The organism is Pseudomonas sp. PS01298 (genome assembly GCF_029959745.1).
GTDB lineage: Bacteria > Pseudomonadota > Gammaproteobacteria > Pseudomonadales > Pseudomonadaceae > Aquipseudomonas > Aquipseudomonas aylmerensis.
Genome location: NZ_JASCPP010000126.1, coordinates 1 through 16,934, shown reverse-complemented (window position 1 = coordinate 16,934; position 16,934 = coordinate 1). Strand labels below are relative to the sequence as shown.

Sequence of the window (16,934 nt, the reverse complement as noted above, 5' to 3'; positions counted from 1 at the left end):
CGTGCTCGCGAAAGCGCTGGGTCAGCCACAGATGTATTGACTGAATAACCGCATTCGCGAGCAAGCCCGCTCCCACAGTCAAGAGTCGCCATGCTCGCTAATGTATTCGCAACATAAAGGAGAGGTAGACGTGATCAGCACCTCAACCGTCGTCAATTCCGTCGTCGAAAAACTTCGCGCCGCCCTGGCGCGGGGCCAGTGGCGCAGGGGCGAAATGCTCCCCGGCCAACGTGAACTGGCCGAACAGATGGGCATCAGCCGCCCGAGCCTGCGTGAAGCCGTGATCGTGCTGGAAACCCTCGGCCTGGTGCGTTCCATGCCCGGCAAAGGCGTGGTCGTGCTGGAAACCAGCGTCAGCGATCCACAGTCCAGTGACGCCGTGGCCGACGCCAGCCTCGAAGACATCCTGCAACTGCGCTACACCCTCGAACCCTTCATCGTCGGCCTGGTGGCGCAGTCGATCAGCAGCAAGGAAGTCGGGCAACTGCGCCTGACGCTGATGGACATGCGCGAAGCCCTCGATGCCGGTGACGCCGAAGCGGGCATGAACGCCTACATCGGCTTCCACGAGGAATTGTTCGCCCTCACCTCCAACCCGATCTTCCAGAACGTGGTGCAGCAAACCAGCAACGCGCTCAAGCAAAGCGCCCAGGTGCTGCGCAACTCGCCGGAACACCTGGCCGAACGCCTGCAGGAAAACGAGGCGGTGGTGCGCGCCATCCGCAACAAGAACAGTGCCCTGGCCAGCGCCGAAATGCGCCGGCATATCCTGCAGGAAGGCCTGCGCATGGGCATTCGCCTGAACATCCCGGACGACCACCTGGGCAGTTGATTTTTTGGAGACCGGCCATGAACGCCCACGCCTTGCAACGCGACCCCGTCCTGCCCACCCTGCGCCTGGTGGCCGGCAAGAAGCCCTCGGTGGATGACATCTACCCACGGCTGTTCGATGCCATCCTCGAGCAACGCATCGCCCCGTCCAGCCGCTTTACCGAAGAAGGCCTGGGCGAGACCTTTGGCGTGAGCCGCAGCGTGATTCGCCGGGTGCTGGCCAAGCTGTCCCACCAGCAAGTGATCATCCTGCGCCCCAACCAGCGCGCCCAGGTTGCCGCACCGGATGGCCAGCAGACCCGGCAAATCCTCGAAGCCCGGCGCATGACCGAAATCACCGTGGTGCAACTGGCCTGCGCCCAGGCAACGCCTGGGCAGATCCGCCAGCTGCGCGAGCTGATTGCACGCGAGCGCGACTGTATCGAGCGTGATCAACGTGGGCCGGCGATTCGTTTGTCCGGCGAGTTTCACCTGCAATTGGCTGCGATGGCCGGCAATGCGCCGCTGGCGCAGTTTCTCAACAGCCTGGTGCCGTTGACGTCGTTGATCATCGCCCAGTACGAAGCGCAGGCCTGCACGTACTGCGCGTGGCAGGAGCATGTAGCGATTGTTGATGCAATTGAGCAACGCGACACGGACACGGCAGTGCGCTTGATGACCGAGCATCTGGATCACCTGGAAACCAAGCTGCTGCAACTCAACTGAACGCGGCGCGCGGACGAGCGCCGGCTGGCGCTTGCGGCCTCAGGTTTGCTCGCGCTCGATCCACTTGGCCACGGTAGGCGCCGTATAGTCGCGCACTGCCGCCAGTAAACGCTCCACGTTCGGCTCGACAATCAACATGTCGCGGTGCACCGGCTTCAAAAACGCCTCGCTGACCACGTTGTCGAGGAAGGCGGCCAAGCCATCGTAAAACCCGTTGATGTTCAACAGTGCGCAAGGCTTGGCGTGCTGGCCCAGTTGCGCCCACGTCCACACCTCAAACAACTCTTCAAACGTGCCGATGCCGCCAGGCAATGCGATAAAGCCGTCGGACAGATCCGCCATCAGCGCCTTGCGCTCGTGCATGGAACCGACGATCCGCAGGTCTGCCAGGCCGGTGTGGGCCAGCTCCTTATCGGCCAGGAACGCCGGCATGACACCAATCACTTCACCGCCACTGGCCAGCGCCGCGTCGGCCACCGCGCCCATCAAACCCACCGAAGCGCCGCCGTAGACCAGACCGATACCGGCCTTGGCGAGCGCCTCACCCAATTGAGTGGCCATTTCGGCATACACCGGCAACCGGCCTGGGCTTGAGCCGGAAAAAATACACAGTCGCATAGACCCTCGCTTGCTGAGTGTTGTTGAGTACCCGGTGGATTAAACCACGCCAGGTTCTTTGCGTATTGACTGACAGCCCTGTCGGCGAGCAATCGGCAGAATGGGTGGCCGTATTATCAACATTCCTTTGCCGATGAGTGCCCCTATGCGCCCCCTTATCCGTACCCTGATCGCCAGTGCTTTTATTCCAGCACTCAATGCGCATGCCCAACTCGGTGACGACGCCACGCAAGTGATCACCCCGGCACACCCCGTCTGGTTGCTTGAGCAACCTTACGCAGACGGCCCGATGCTGACGGCCCGCACGTTTGGTGCCAGTGCCTATGACGGGTATAGCGTCAAGGCCAACCTGGCGATCAGCTGTCACCCGCAGAACCCATCGGCGGGTATTGAACTGGAGATCTCCCCGCAATCGCTGGGCTTCGACGTCGCGCCTTTTGAAGGCAAGGGTGCCGCCAAAGACGGACCACTGCGCATCACGACGGGAACCCGCGCCAGCGTCGATCACTCGATCAATGGCGTGTGGACCCACGGCGGGGTTTTCCAGGTCAGCACGATTTTTGTACTCCGCGGCTCCGTGCCCCGCGACGAGCTCGCCTACTGGGCCAGTGATGCCTCACGGGGTCAAAGCCTGACACTGTCATTGGTGCCGGCCCAGGAGGGGGGCAAGCCACTGACCGCAACGTTTGTACTGCCAGCCAATAACACCGGGCTGAAAAAAGTTATCCAGCCGTGCCTGGGGACTGCCACGCCATAAAAAAAGCCCCGCATCTTACGATGCGGGGCTTTGTGTCCAGCGGTTGGATCAAGCCGGTTGCAGCACCGACTGACCGCTCAACGCCAGGTCCAGCAGTTCACGGTTGGCGACCGCGTACATGGCGTAGTCCGTGCCGACCGCAGCACGGATTTCCACCATCATCGCGCGCCAGCGATCCGCCATGTCCTGGTGCTGCTCAAGCCACAAGGCCACGCGGGCTTCCATGTCTTGTGGCGCATCGGCCATTTGCAGTACCGCGATGGTGATCGCGCGTTGCTGCCAGTCCACGTCGTCGCGGAACGCTTCGCGGGCCTGGGCCTGCCAGTTGTTGGCCACTGGCAGATCGCTGATCTGCTGCAGGTACCACGGCAAGTCGAGGGCGCTGCCCACGGCGAAGTAGGCTTTCGCCACTTCGGCGGCATCGTGACCGGTCACGTCAGCGGCTTCGATGATCGGCAGCAGCGTGTACAGGTGCGTCGTGCCGGCCACCATGCGTGCCAACAACTCCGGCACGCCGGCTTCGGTGTAGGCCTGGTAGCGGGTCTGCCAGCCTTCGCGGGTCGGGCCTTCCAGCAGTTCGTCGAGCTTGAGGCCCAGCGCGGCCAGGTGTGGACCGAAGTGCGCGGTATCACGCCCGGCATCCTGCTCGTTGCGACGGCTGCGCAGGAACCAGCGTGTAGCACGGCGGCCCAGGCGCATCAGCTCGTCCATCAGCTCCAGTTGCACGTCGGCAGAGACCTGGTGGTCCAGGGCTTCGATCTGACGGAACCAGTGCGGGAGATGGAAGATGTCACGCACGATCACATAGGCGCCAGCCACGTTCGCCGGGCTCATGCCGGTCGACTCCTTGAGGCGCTGCACGAAGGTGATGCCCATGTGGTTGACCAGGTCGTTGGCGATCTGGGTGCTGACGATCTCGCGCTTCAGGCGGTGACGACGCATGGCCTCGGAGAACTTGGCGACCAGGCTCGGTGGGAACGCAGTCTCCATGTCACGGGTCAGGTACTCGTCGTCCGGCACCAGCGACTTGAGCAGCGCCTCCTTGAGGTCGATCTTGCTGTAGGAGATCAATACCGACAGCTCTGGACGCGTCAGGCCCTTGCCGTTGGACGCGCGCTCGGTGAGCTGCTCCTCGGTCGGCAGGTACTCGATGGCGCGGTCCAGCTTGCCACGGCCTTCCAGGTCGCTCATCAGGCGCTTGTACTCGGCTGCGCGCTCGTAGGCCTTGCGGGCGGCCAGGGACAGGGCCTGGGTCTGCTTGTAGTTGTTGCCCAACACCAGGTGGCCGACTTCGTCGGTCATGCTCGCCAGCAGCTGGTTGCGCTGCTTGTCGGTCATGTCACCGGCCTGCACCACTTCGTTGAGCAGGATCTTGATGTTCACTTCGTGGTCGGAGCAGTCCACGCCACCGGCGTTGTCGATGAAGTCGGTGTTGGAACCGCCGCCATTGAGGCCGAATTCCACACGACCCAATTGGGTCATGCCGAGGTTACCGCCCTCGCCCACCACCTTGCAGCGCAGCTCGTTGCCGTTGACACGCAGTGCGTCGTTGGCCTTGTCGCCGACGTCGGCATGGCTTTCGGTGCTGGCCTTGACGTAAGTACCGATACCGCCGTTCCACAACAGGTCCACCGGCGCCTTGAGCAAGGCGTTCAGCAGTTCGGTCGGGGTCAGTTTGTCGGCCGAAATGTCGAAGCGCTCTTTCATCTGTGGCGAGATGGCAATGCTCTTCGCACTGCGCGAGAAGATCCCGCCGCCTTCGGACATGATGCTGGTGTCGTAGTCGGTCCATGCCGAACGCGGCAGTTCGAACATGCGCTGGCGCTCGACGAAGCTGGTCGCCGGGTTCGGGTTTGGATCGATGAAGATGTGCAAGTGGTTGAAGGCCGCGACCAGTTGCAGCTTGTCGGACATCAACAGGCCGTTACCGAACACGTCACCGGCCATGTCGCCGACGCCGACCACGGTGATGCTGTCTTCCTGCACATTGATGCCGCGCTCACGGAAGTGACGCTGCACGCCGACCCACGCGCCCTTGGCGGTGATGCCCATTTTCTTGTGGTCGTAACCGGCGGAACCACCGGAGGCGAATGCATCGCCCAGCCAGAAGCCGTAGTCGATGGCGATGCCGTTGGCGATGTCGGAGAAGGTCGCGGTGCCTTTGTCCGCCGCCACTACCAGGTACGGGTCATCGTCGTCATGGCGCACGACGTTGGCCGGTGGCACCAGGGCGCCGTCTTTCAGGTTGTCGGTGATGTCCAGCAGGCCGGAAATGAAGATGCGGTAGCAGGCGATACCCTCGGCCGCGATCTCGTCGCGGCTGCCGCCCAGTGGCAGGCGACGCGGCAGGAAACCGCCCTTCGCACCCACCGGCACGATCACCGAGTTCTTCACTTGCTGGGCTTTTACCAGGCCGAGCACTTCGGTACGGAAGTCTTCCTCACGGTCGGACCAGCGCAGGCCGCCGCGCGCAACGTTGCCAAAGCGCAGGTGCACGCCTTCGACACGCGGCGAGTAGACGAAGATCTCGAACTTCGGCACCGGCTTGGGCAGCTCAGGAATCGCACGCGGGTCGAACTTGAAGCTGAAGTACGACTTGTTCTGGCCGTTGGCGTCGGTCTGGTAGAAGTTGGTACGCAGGGTGGCCTTGATCAGGTCCAGGTAGCGACGCAGGATGCGGTCTTCGTTGAGCACCTGGACGTCGTCCAGCGCGGTGAGGATCGCTTGCTCCAGGCGTTGCTGCTTGTCTTCCAGGTCGTCGGCGGTGAGCTTGCGCGCCAGGTAGAAACGGGTCTTGAACAACCGGGTCAACTCGCGGGCGATGTCGGTGTGGTTGTTCAGGGTGCTGGCGATGTAGCCGAGGTCGAAGCCCAGGCGGATCTGCTTTAGGTAACGCGCGTAGGCACGCAGCAGCGCCACGTCGCGCCACGGCAGGCCGGCGGTGAGTACCAGGCGGTTGAACGCATCGTTCTCGGCGTCGCCATGCACGATGTGCACGAACGCGTCCTGCAGCGTGTCGTTGAGTTGCTGGATATCCAGGTTCACGCCTTCGGCGGCGATGAACGCAAAGTCATGGATCCAGAACTCACGGCCATTGGCGTGACGCAGGCGGTACGGGAATTCACCCAGCACGCGCAGGCCGAGGTTTTCCAGGATCGGCAGCACGTCGGAGAGTGCCAGCGGGGTATCGGCGTGGTAGAGCTTGCAATGCAGCTCGCGCTGGCCGGAGACCTGGCCCAACGGCTGGTAGAAGCTCATCACCAGCGGGTTGGCTTCGGTGAGGCTGTTGAGGTGCTGCATGTCGACCACGGCCGAATGCGCAGCAAAACGCTCGCGGTAACCGGCTGGGAAGCCTTTCGGGAAGTCGGCCAGCACGTTGGTGCCCTGGGCTTCGCCGAAGCTTTCGACGACCAGGCTGGAGTAGTCGTCCTGCCAGCTGCGGCAGGCCTGTACCACTTCTTTTTCCAGTTGCAGCGGGTCGATGTCCAGGCGGTTCTTCGGGTCGACCCGCAGAATCAGCTGCACGCGCGCCAGCACGGACTCGGAGAAGAAGGTCCAGAACTCGCAATCCGAAGCCTTCAGGCGATCCATCAGCACTTGCTGGATTTTCTGGCGCACTTCGGTGGAATAGATGTCGCGCGGCACGTAGGCCAGGCAGTAGCAGAAACGACCGTACGGGTCTTTGCGCAGGAATACGCGGATCTTGTTGCGTTCCTGGATCTGCACGATCGACATAACGGTGCTGAACAGCTCGTCGACCGGGGTCTGGAACAGGTCGTCACGCGGCAGTACTTCGACCACCTGGGCGAGTTCCTTGCCCAAATGCGCCTTGGGCTGGAAGCCCGAGCGGCGTTCGATTTCCGCGACCTTGCGACGAATATACGGGATGACCCGCACGCTTTCGCCGTACACCGAGGAGGTGTACAGGCCCATGAAGCGGTGTTCCTTGATGACCTTGCCGTCGGCATCGATCTCGCGGATCGACACGTAGTCCGGGTAGGCCGGGCGGTGCACGCGGCTTGGGTGCGCGGCCTTGGCGAACGACAGCACGGTCGGTTCACGCAGGTAGGCAACGGCATAGTCTTCGATGCGCAGGTCATCGGCGGTGAGGCCGGCGCGCAGCAGCTTGGTCAGACCGAGGAAGGAATTGGCGTCATATTCGATATGACCGCCGTCCGCCTCGTCACGTACCACGAATTCTTCATAGCCGAGGAAGGTGAAGTGGTTGCCCACCAGCCATTCCAGGAAGTTCTTGATCTCGGCTTTTTCTTCGCCATCGATCACGAACTGGCTGGCGTCGATACCGGCCAGCAGGTCCTGAACCTTGGCTTTCATCGGTTCGAAATCGGCCACGGCCACACGCACTTCGCCGAGTACCTGCTCAAGCTCTTTGCTCAGCACGTTCAGTTCGGCGGCGTTGGCGCAGCGGTCGATTTCCAGGTACATCAGCGATTCTTGCTGGATGCCTTCGCCCTGGGTGCCCTTGGGCAGGATTTCCAGCAGCTCGCCCTTGCTGCCACGGCGTACGCTGAGCACGGTGGTCTGCAGGGTGTGGATGCTGTAGCCGCGGCGGTTCAGCTCGGTACGCACCGAGTCGACCAGGAACGGCAGGTCATGGTGCAGCACTTCGACCGCGGTGTGGGTCGACTGCCAGCCATGACGTTCGTAATCGGGGTTGTAGACCCGCACTTGCGGTTGGGTGTGATCAAAGCGCTCAAGCAGGCGCCAGGCAGACAGGGTGCAACCGGCCAGGTCGGAAAGGCGACGCTGGGTCAGTTCGTCCAGGGAAATGATGCCGAAGAATTGTTCAGCGAACAGCGCCACTTGTGGCAGTGCCTGTTCACTGATGTGCTGCGCCAGTGCCGCTTGCAGTTGATGCTGGAAGTCGGCCTTGCTGGCTGCGGTGAAGAACGCCATCTGTGGTACTCCGCTTGGGCTTGTTATTGATGGAAGCGTCGCGTGTTATCCCCTTGCGGGGAGACCGTCAGCTCTGTTCGTCGATACAAGTGGATAAGTACCTTAAACGAATCAGGGTGACAGGTGGGTGAAGCTGGACAAGACAATGAGGTCACATACAACTTCCATAAGATGCGCACCTCGCCAGGTGACGGTACGACGGGCAGGTCAGGCGCCTGGCACATGCACATCCGTTGCGCAGCTTAACGACTGTAGGAAGACAGCTGCTTGCGACGCTGCGACATATTCGGTCATCGGTAAGCAGGCCAGTGGTTGCGACTTGGGCAACCCGGATTTTTTCGCGGAAAAACAGGTGTTTTCCCCGCCCGCGAGTACCGGAAATGACTGATTCAGCCCGTCAGGTCATGCACTGAGTCTGACACGGGATGCAGCACAAAATTCGCCGCAATGGCACAATTGCCCGCGCAATGCCCTACCCCAGACAGGATTCCCCATGCTGCAAATCAAGACCGACGCCCTGATGGCCACTCCGTGCGACGAAGAAGAAGACAACATGGCCATGCTCTGCTGCCACGGCAAAAACGGCGAGATGTTCATGCTCACCCGTTACCCCGACGAAGACGAAGTGGAGCTGACCTGGGACTACGAGCCGTCGACCCTGGATGGCCTGAAAGTCACCCTGAGTGACACGGCATTGCTGGTCGAACTCGCTGCCGGCGACGCCGATGCACTGGGTGGCAAGGATCAACTGCAGATCAGCCATGGCACTGCTGCCTCGGACCTGGCCGAAGTTGAAGCGACCTTGCAGAACATCCTCAAAGGCACGGGTACGTTTATCCGGACGTAGTGGCCGGGCAAGCTGGCTTGTGTGATGAGCGCGCTTGTTGTGTGGTGAGCGGGTTTGTTGTGTGGTGAACGGGCCTGTTGTGGTGAGCGGGCTTGCCCCGCGTTGGGCTGCGCAGCAGCCCCATCAAGATCGCCGCGTTCATCCAGGGGGACCGCGTTCTCTGGTTTTAGGGCCGCTCCGCAGCCCAACGCGGGGCAAGCCCGCTCACCACAAAGAGCCCTATTACCACAATAAGCCATTGCCGCAAAGAGCCTATTGCCACAGGAAGCATGCTCGCCAACGGAAGCTCGCTTGGGCCGCAAGTGCCGAGGCACTGAGTAATAACCTGGCGAAGTGCTGAAGGTGCAGCGGCCCAATACCCTTGTGGTGAGCGCGCTTGTTGTGGTGGCGGGCTTGTTGTGGCGAGCGGGCTTGCCCCGCGTTGGGCTGCGCAGCAGCCCCATCAAGATCACCGCATTCCCCCAGGGGGACCGCGTTCTCTGGTTTTAGGGCCGCTCCGCAGCCCAACGCGGGGCAAGCCCGCTCACCACAAAGAGCCCTATTGCCACAATAAGCCCTATTGCCAGAGGAAGCTCTATTGCCACAAGAAGCTATTGCCACAAAGAGCCTATTGCCACAGGAAGCATGCTCGCCAATGTAAGCTCGCTTGGGCCGCAAGTGCCGAGGCACTGAGTAATAACCTTACGAAGTGCTGAATGTGCAGCGGCCCAACACCCTTGTGGTGAGCGGGCTTGTTGTGGCAATGGGGCTCTTTGTGGTGAGCGGGCTTGCCCCGCGTTGGGCTGCGCAGCAGCCCCATCAAGATCGCCGCGTTCATCCAGGGGGACCGCGTTCTCTGGTTTCAGGGCCGCTCCGCAGCCCAACGCGGGGCAAGCCCGCTCACCACAAAAAAGCCCTATTACCACAAGAGACCCTATTGCCAGATAAGCCCTATTGCCACGGCACAAGGAAGCAATTTGCGCGCCCACACAAAATTCCTACAAGTTTTCCCAAAAATACTCGTCACGCCGTTAGTCGCCGCCCCCTGCCATGCATTAAAGTAGGCGCCCCAGGCTGTCGTTTGTTGCAAGACGTACAGGCTCATCTCTCCAGGAACCGTCATCGATGGAACATCGTGAAGCGCTGCTCGCGCTGCGAACCTTTCTTTCTACGCAGATTCTCGGTCAGGAAAAACTCATCGATCGCCTGCTGATCGCCCTGCTCGCCGACGGCCATATGCTGGTCGAAGGCGCACCGGGCCTGGCCAAGACCAAGGCGATCAAAGAGCTGGCCGAAGGCATCGAAGCGCAGTTCCATCGTATCCAGTTCACCCCCGACCTGTTGCCCGCCGACATCACCGGCACCGAGATCTATCGCCCGGAAACCGGCAGCTTCGTGTTCCAGCAAGGCCCGATCTTCCACAACCTGGTGCTGGCCGACGAAATCAACCGTGCGCCGGCCAAGGTGCAGTCGGCGTTGCTGGAGGCCATGGCCGAGCGCCAGGTCAGCGTTGGGCGCAGCACCTACGAGCTGTCGCCGCTGTTTCTGGTGATGGCCACGCAAAACCCTATCGAGCAGGAAGGCACCTACCCGTTGCCCGAAGCCCAGCTCGACCGCTTCCTGATGCACGTCAAGATCGGCTTCCCCGACGCCGCCGTCGAGCGGCGCATCCTGCAACAGGCGCGCGGTGAGGCGCTCAACGGCGAGACCAAGCCCGAGCGCCGCGTCAGCCAGCAGGCGATCTTCGCCGCGCGCAAGGAAATCCTCGGCCTGTACATGGCCGATGCCGTGGAGGAATACCTGGTGCAACTGGTCATGGCCACGCGCACCCCGGCCAAGTTCGACCCGGAGATGGCCGAGTGGATCGCCTACGGCGCCAGCCCGCGTGGTTCCATCGCCCTCGACCGCTGCGCACGCGCCCATGCCTGGCTGGCCGGGCGCGACTTTGTCAGCCCGGAGGATATCCAGGCGGTGCTGTTCGACGTGCTGCGCCACCGCATCATTCTGTCGTTCGAGGCCGAAGCGGCCGGCATTGACCAGGACCGCGTGGTGCAACGCATTCTCGACGTCGTTGCCGTCGCTTGAACCCCATGAACGCAAGCGATGGAATCCGCGTCACACTCAGCGAATTGATTGAGATGCGCCACCGCGTGCGCGAAGTGCAGCTGTTTTCCACCCCCAGCCAGCGCAGCCCGCTGATCGGCTTGCATCACTCCAAATTGCGCGGTCGCGGTGTCGACTTCGACCAGGTGCGCGTGTACCAGGCCGGCGACGATGTGCGCACCATCGACTGGCGCGTCACCGCACGCACCCAGGAGCCCCACACCAAACTGTTTCACGAAGAACGCGAACGGCCGATTTTCATCATGGTCGAGCAAAGTTGCCGGCTGTTTTTCGGCTCGGGGCAGATGTTCAAGTCGGTGCTCGCCGCCCAGGCCGCCAGCCTGATCGGCTGGGCCGCGCTGGGGCATAACGACCGCGTGGGCGGGCTGGTGTTCGGCGACAGCGAGCACTACGAAATCAAGCCGCGACGCAGCAAGCAAAGCCTGCTGCAACTGCTCAACCGCCTGGTGCGCGTCAACCAGAGCCTCAACACCGAAAGCCGCCCGGAAGCCGACGCCCTGGGCATGGCCCTGCGTCGGGGCCGCGAAGTGCTGCGCCCGGGCAGCCTGGTTATCGTGATTTGCGACGAGCGCGCGCTGACCGAAGGCGCCGAACAACAACTGAGCCTGTTGTCACGCCATTGCGACCTGCTGCTGTTGCCGATTTCCGACCCGCTCGACCACGCCCTGCCCGCCGCCGGGCTGCTGCGCTTTGCCGAACGCGGCGCGCAGCTGGAGCTGGACACGCTGAACTTCGACCTGCGCCAGGCCTACAAGGCCCAGGCCGAAGCGCGCATCGCCCGCTGGGAACTGCTCGCGCAAAAACTGCGCATCCTGCTGATGCCCCTGAGCACCCAGAGCGAAATGGTCGAGCAACTGCGCGAGTACCTCAACCCTCAACGCCCGGTTAAAAAGCAATGAGCAGCCTCGACCAGCTGCAACCGCTGATCGCGCCGCCGAGCATCGGCTTCTGGCCGCCTGCGCCGGGTTGGTGGTTGTTGCTGGTGATCATCCCGTTGCTCGCTTGGGGCCTGTGGTCGCTGCGGCGTTTCCTGCCTGCGCGGCGTCCCGTGGCGCGCGCCGAACAACCGCTGGACCCGTTGCGCATCGCCGCCCTGGCGGAGCTGGCGCTGATGCCCAAGCCCTACGACGGCGCCCCTGCCGGTGCCTGGCTGCAACAACTCAACGGCCTGCTCAAGCGCCTGTGCCGCAACGACTACCCCTACAGCCAAAGCCACACCCTCAACGGCCGCAAATGGCTGGCATTCCTCGACAACCGCTGCCCCGCCGCCGGCCTTACGCGCTGGATGGTGCTGGTCGAAGGCGCCTACAAACCCGAATGCAAACTCGACGACAAGGCCATCGCCGGCCTCACCCAGGCTGTCGACACCTGGATTCGCAAACATGTTTGAGTTCGCCTGGCCGTGGATCTTCATCCTGTTGCCCTTGCCGTGGCTGATGCGCCTGGTGTTGCCGGTGGCCGACAGCGGCGAGCCGGCCCTCAAGGTCAGCTACCTCAGCGACCTCGAAGGCCTGGCCCGGCGCCGTGCCCGTGTCAATCTGCCGGGCTGGCGCCAACAGGCACCGTTCGTGGTCCTGTGGCTGCTGCTGTTGACCGCCGCCGCGCGCCCGGAATGGCTCGGCGAGCCGTTGCCAATCGCCGCCAGTGGCCGCGACCTGCTGGTGGCGGTGGACGTGTCCGGCTCGATGGATTTTCCCGACATGCACTGGCAGGACGATGACGTCAGCCGCCTGAGCCTGGTCAAGCATCTGCTCGGCGACTTCCTCGAAGAGCGCGAAGGTGATCGCGTCGGCCTGATCCTGTTCGGCAGCCAGGCCTACCTGCAGGCGCCGCTGACCTTTGACCGCCACACCGTACGCACCTGGCTGGACGAGGCGCGCATCGGCATCGCCGGCAAGAACACCGCGATCGGCGACGCCATCGGCCTGGCCTTGAAACGCCTGCGCCAGCGCCCGGCGCAAAGCCGCGTGCTGATCCTGGTCACCGACGGCGCCAACAACGCCGGGCAGATCGACCCGCTCACCGCCGCGCGCCTGGCCGCTGAAGAAGGCGTGAAGATCTACCCGATCGGCATCGGCGCCGACCCTGAGCAAACCGGCTCGCTGGGCATCCTCGGCGTCAACCCGAGCCTGGACCTCGATGAGCCCGCGCTCAAGGCGATTGCCGAGGCCACCGGCGGGCAATACTTCCGCGCCCGCGACGGCGAAGAGCTGCAAGCGATCAAGGACACCCTCGACAAACTCGAACCGGTCGAACAGCAACCGACCCAGGCCCGCCCGGCACTCGCGCTGTACAGCGCGCCGCTGGCCCTGGCACTGGTATTGAGCATGCTGCTGGTGATCCAGGAACGCTGGCCGAACAACGCGCTGCAACGGTTGTTGCACAAATTGTCGACCCGTGGGCGTTTCCTGCAGCAGCATCCCGAATGGCGCCAGCGCCTCAAACGCCTGCGTCTGCGGAGGCGTCGATGATCGACCTGTGGCCGCACTGGTTCCGTCCCTGGTGGCTGTTGCTGCTGCCCCTGCTCGGCTGGCTGCTGTGGCAACTGTGGCACCGGCAAAAACGCGCCGGGCGCTGGCAGATGATCCTGCCGCCGGCCTTTCATGCGGTGCTGCTCAGCGGCGGCAATGGCCGCGAAAGCAAATCGCCGTGGGTGGTGCTCGGCATCGCCTGGCTGCTGGCCGTGCTGGCATTGCTTGGCCCCAGCTGGCAGCGGGTCGAACAGTCCAGCCAGAAACCTTCTGATCCCTTGGTGGTGCTGCTGGAACTGACCCCGGAGATGCTCGCCACCGACAGTCCGCCAAACCGCCTGGAACAGGCGCGGCGCAAGCTGTATGACCTGTTGCAGGCGCGCACGGATGCGCAAACCGCCATCGTCGTGTACGCCGGCAGTGCCCACACGCTGGTGCCGCTGTCCGACGACCTGGCCACCAGCCGCAACCTGCTCGATGCGCTGCGCCCCTCGCTGATGCCCGAAGTCGGCCACCGCGCTGACCTCGCGGTGGAAAAAGCCCTGGGCCTGCTCAAGCAAGGTGGCCTGGGCCAGGGCCGGCTGTTGCTGATCGGTTCTTCCTTGTCCAAACAGGAACGCCAAGGCATCCGCCTGTTGCTGCAAAGCGGCCAGGCGCCGAGTTTGTCGATCCTCGGCATCGGCAGCCGCGAAGGCACGCCGGTGACTCAGGAAAGCGGCGAATTCCTCAAGGATGAACAGGGCGCGATCCTGGTGCCGCGCCTCGACAGCCCGACGCTCAAGGCCTTCGCCAGCGAAATGGGCGGCCGTTACCGCGCCGCGCGCCTAGACGACAAAGACCTGCGCCAGCTCGGCGTGCTGGACCCGCCGCAGACCCTGCGCAACGACGGCCAACTGCTGCACCTCGACACCTGGGCCGACCAGGGTTATTGGCTGCTGCTCCCGCTGTTGCTGCTCGCGGCCTGCGCCGGGCGGCGTGGCTGGCTGTTCTGCCTGCCGCTGCTGCTATTGGGCGCACCGCAACCCAGCTATGCCTTCGGCCTGCAGGACCTGTGGCTGCGCCCCGACCAGCAAGGCCAATACCTGCTGAAGAAAAAACGCCCCGCCGAAGCCGCGGAGCACTTCGAAGACCCGCAATGGCAAGGCGTCGCGCTGTACGAAGCCGGCAACTATGCCGAGGCCATCAAGCGTTTCGCCCAGAGCAATGACGCCTACGCCCACTACAATCGCGGCAACGCCCTGGCCAAGTCGGGCGAGCTGGAGGCGGCGATCGATGCCTACGAACAGGCCCTGGAAGCCCAGCCCGACCTGCAGCCGGCCCTGAAAAACAAGGCCCTGGTGGAAACCCTGATGCAGGAACAGGCAAACCCCGAGCCGCAAAAACCTGCAAAAAACCAGGATGACGAAACCACGCAACCCGGCCAAACTGCGCAACCAGGCGCCAGCGGGCAAAGTGCCACGGGTGGCGAGCAGTCGTCCCAGGGACAGGGCGAAGCCGGCACCGGTGATACCAAGGCCGGCGCCACGCCACAACCCGGCGGTAACGAAGTACCGGGCAGCGAACTCGGGGACGAGCAGACCACCACCCCGCCGCTGCGCCCTGCCGACGCCAGCCTCGACGGTGAACATCGCCAGGCGCTGGAGCAGTGGCTGCGGGAGATTCCGGACAACCCCGGCGAGCTGCTGCGGCGTAAATTCTGGTACGAACAGCAACAACATCAGGACAAGACTCGATGAGCCGCCGCACGACCCTACTGCTTTTGCTCGCGCTGTCGGCAGGCCACGCCCAGGCGGCGAGCCTGGTCGCCAGTGTCGACCGCAGCCGCCTCAATTCCGGCGAGACGGTAGAGCTGACGGTGGAATCCAGCGACGTCACCCAGTTCGGCAAACCCGACCTGTCGCCGCTGGACGAGCAGTTCGAAGTCAGCGGCACGCGCCAACTCAACCAGCTCACCACCCTGGGCGGCGACAACCACGCCACCACGCGCTGGATCATCACCCTGCTGCCCAAGCAAAACGGCACCGTGGTGATCCCGCCCCTGCAAGTGGGCGAGTACAAGACCCAGCCGATCAGCCTGCAAGTGGTCGAAACCACCAGCCAGGACAGCAGCGCGGAACTGGCGCCGGTGTTCGTCGAGGCCAATCTCGACCAGACCAGCGTGTACGTGCAGGCCCAGGCACTCTTGACCGTGCGCGTGTACCACTCGGTGTCGCTGTATGACGACAGCAGCCTCACGCCGTTGCAGATCCCGGATGCGCGGGTCGAGCAGTTGGGCGAGTCGCGCACCTACGAGAAAGTCATCAACAGCATTCGCCATGGCGTGATCGAAACCCGCTACGCGATCTACCCGCAGCACAGCGGCGCCCTGGAGGTTCCTGCCCAGACCTTCAGCGCGACCCTGGTGGAATCGCGTCCGCCACAGGAAAACACCTTGCAGGGCACCAAGCCCGGCAAGCTGATCCACGTGAGTTCGACGCCCCTGTCGCTGACGGTCAAACCCAAGCCGGAGCTCTACCCCGCCGACGCCGCCTGGCTGCCGGCACGCAGCCTGACCCTGAGCGAAAGCTGGAACCCCGAGCCCGAACACGTGCAGGTCGGTGACTCGCTGACCCGCAGCCTCACGGTCAAGGCCGAGGGTTTGTCCAGTGCGCAACTGCCGGCACTGCCGAGCACCGACATCAACGGCCTGCGGCGTTACCCGGACCAGCCGGTGCTTGGCAACCAGACCAACGACCGCGGCCTGATCGGTAGCCGTGAAGACCGTGAAGCCTTGGTGCCCAATCGCGTCGGCGCCCTGGAGTTGCCCGCCGTCGACGTGGTGTGGTGGAACACCCACGAGGACCATCTGGAACGCACCAGCCTGCCGGCGCGCACCCTGCAAGTGGCGAACAACCCGAGCCTGGTGGTGGACACCCCTGCCACGCCGACGATCATCACCGCTCCGGACGACAGCCGCCTGTGGCTGTGGCAACTGAGTACGCTGATCCTGGCCTGCACCACCTTGCTGGGCTTCGGCCTGTGGTGGCGTGCACGCTGGCAGCCGGCGGTGCTGCGCGCGGCGCAAACCGGCCCGAGCCCGCGCTCCCTGCTCGACGACCTCAAGCGCGCCACCCAGGCCAACGACCCGCAAGCCACGCGCCAGGCGCTGGACGCCTGGGCGCGCCAGCAGCCGGAAACCCTGGCGGACATGGCCGCGCGCTTTGTGCCGTTATCGGATGCGCTGGATGGCCTGAATGGCGCGCTGTACAGCGAGAGCGGCCAGTACTGGCTGGGCGAAGACCTGTGGCGCGCGATCAAGGCCATCCCGATGGCCGAGCGTGAACTCGATCCTGCGACCGATACCACCAGCCTGCCGCCGCTGTACCCCAAGTAAGCCGGACTCAGCCACACCACAAAACCCTGTGGGAGCGGGCTTGCTCGCGAAAGCGGCGTGTCATTCACTAGTGATTTGACTGACCCAGCGCCTTCGCGGGCAAGCCCGCTCACACAGGGGTTAGCGCAAGCGGGATAGAACTTCGCCGCCCGTGAAGGACTCGCAGCTCATGGCCGTCATTGGCCTAGACGCGGTTGGCGTCCAGATCCGTGAAGCATCGCGGGGCACCAGTGGCCACGGTTCAAAAATGTGGGAGCGGGCTTGCTCGCGAAAGCGGTCTATCAGTCACCCCTGCACTGACTGACCCACCGC

The 16,934-nt window shown here is 63.6% G+C and carries 12 protein-coding genes; 10 read left to right on the top strand and 2 right to left on the bottom strand.

The features are described 5' to 3' along the window. The first annotated feature begins 130 nt into the window (after positions 1-130). Positions 131-832, top strand: coding sequence for a FadR/GntR family transcriptional regulator (locus tag QMX97_RS28020; protein WP_065907910.1), 702 nt, complete (start codon positions 131-133; stop codon positions 830-832). Positions 833-849: 17 nt separating this feature from the next. Next, positions 850-1,536 carry a GntR family transcriptional regulator gene (locus QMX97_RS28015; protein ID WP_213552985.1) on the top strand — a complete coding sequence of 229 codons (687 nt, stop codon included), beginning with the start codon at positions 850-852 and terminating at the stop codon, positions 1,534-1,536. Positions 1,537-1,575: 39 nt separating this feature from the next. Here the strand turns inward: QMX97_RS28015 and QMX97_RS28010 are convergent, their stop codons facing one another. Beyond that, complete coding sequence (locus QMX97_RS28010) at positions 1,576-2,154, bottom strand: TIGR00730 family Rossman fold protein (protein ID WP_065907901.1); 579 nt, start codon at positions 2,152-2,154, stop codon at positions 1,576-1,578. Between the two features lie 145 nt (positions 2,155-2,299). Here QMX97_RS28010 and QMX97_RS28005 point away from each other — a divergent pair, with 145 nt between their 5' ends. Next, positions 2,300-2,911, top strand: a complete 612-nt coding sequence (locus QMX97_RS28005; RefSeq protein WP_282397971.1) for a hypothetical protein — start codon at positions 2,300-2,302, stop codon at positions 2,909-2,911. Positions 2,912-2,959: 48 nt separating this feature from the next. Here QMX97_RS28005 and QMX97_RS28000 read toward each other — a convergent pair whose 3' ends face one another. After that, positions 2,960-7,828 (bottom strand): NAD-glutamate dehydrogenase, encoded by a 4,869-nt coding sequence (locus QMX97_RS28000; RefSeq protein ID WP_065907896.1) that lies wholly within the window; start codon positions 7,826-7,828, stop codon positions 2,960-2,962. A 493-nt stretch (positions 7,829-8,321) separates the two neighbouring features. Between QMX97_RS28000 and QMX97_RS27995 the strand changes: the two genes are divergently transcribed. The 7 genes from QMX97_RS27995 to QMX97_RS27965 all read left to right on the top strand — a co-directional run bounded on the left by QMX97_RS27995 (position 8,322) and on the right by QMX97_RS27965 (position 16,622). After that, positions 8,322-8,675, top strand: a complete 354-nt coding sequence (locus QMX97_RS27995) for a hypothetical protein (protein ID WP_065907894.1) — start codon at positions 8,322-8,324, stop codon at positions 8,673-8,675. Between the two features lie 1,104 nt (positions 8,676-9,779). Beyond that, a complete protein-coding gene (locus QMX97_RS27990) occupies positions 9,780-10,739 on the top strand; it encodes a MoxR family ATPase (protein ID WP_017739127.1) in 960 nt (319 codons plus the stop codon). Positions 10,740-10,744: 5 nt separating this feature from the next. Further along, entirely contained in the window at positions 10,745-11,677 is a 933-nt protein-coding gene (locus tag QMX97_RS27985) for a DUF58 domain-containing protein (protein ID WP_049712996.1), read from the top strand. After that, positions 11,674-12,168 (top strand): DUF4381 domain-containing protein, encoded by a 495-nt coding sequence (locus QMX97_RS27980; protein WP_065907893.1) that lies wholly within the window; start codon positions 11,674-11,676, stop codon positions 12,166-12,168. Before QMX97_RS27985 ends, QMX97_RS27980 begins: the two co-directional genes overlap by 4 nt. After that, on the top strand, positions 12,161-13,249 hold the full coding sequence (locus QMX97_RS27975) for a VWA domain-containing protein (protein WP_282397970.1): 1,089 nt from the start codon (positions 12,161-12,163) through the stop codon (positions 13,247-13,249). Before QMX97_RS27980 ends, QMX97_RS27975 begins: the two co-directional genes overlap by 8 nt. Then, positions 13,246-14,985 (top strand): tetratricopeptide repeat protein, encoded by a 1,740-nt coding sequence (locus QMX97_RS27970; RefSeq protein ID WP_065907890.1) that lies wholly within the window; start codon positions 13,246-13,248, stop codon positions 14,983-14,985. Before QMX97_RS27975 ends, QMX97_RS27970 begins: the two co-directional genes overlap by 4 nt. Beyond that, the gene (locus tag QMX97_RS27965; RefSeq protein WP_201144898.1) at positions 14,982-16,622 is read left to right on the top strand and encodes a BatD family protein; all 1,641 of its coding nucleotides are present in this window, start codon (positions 14,982-14,984) and stop codon (positions 16,620-16,622) included. Before QMX97_RS27970 ends, QMX97_RS27965 begins: the two co-directional genes overlap by 4 nt. Positions 16,623-16,934 lie beyond the last annotated feature (312 nt).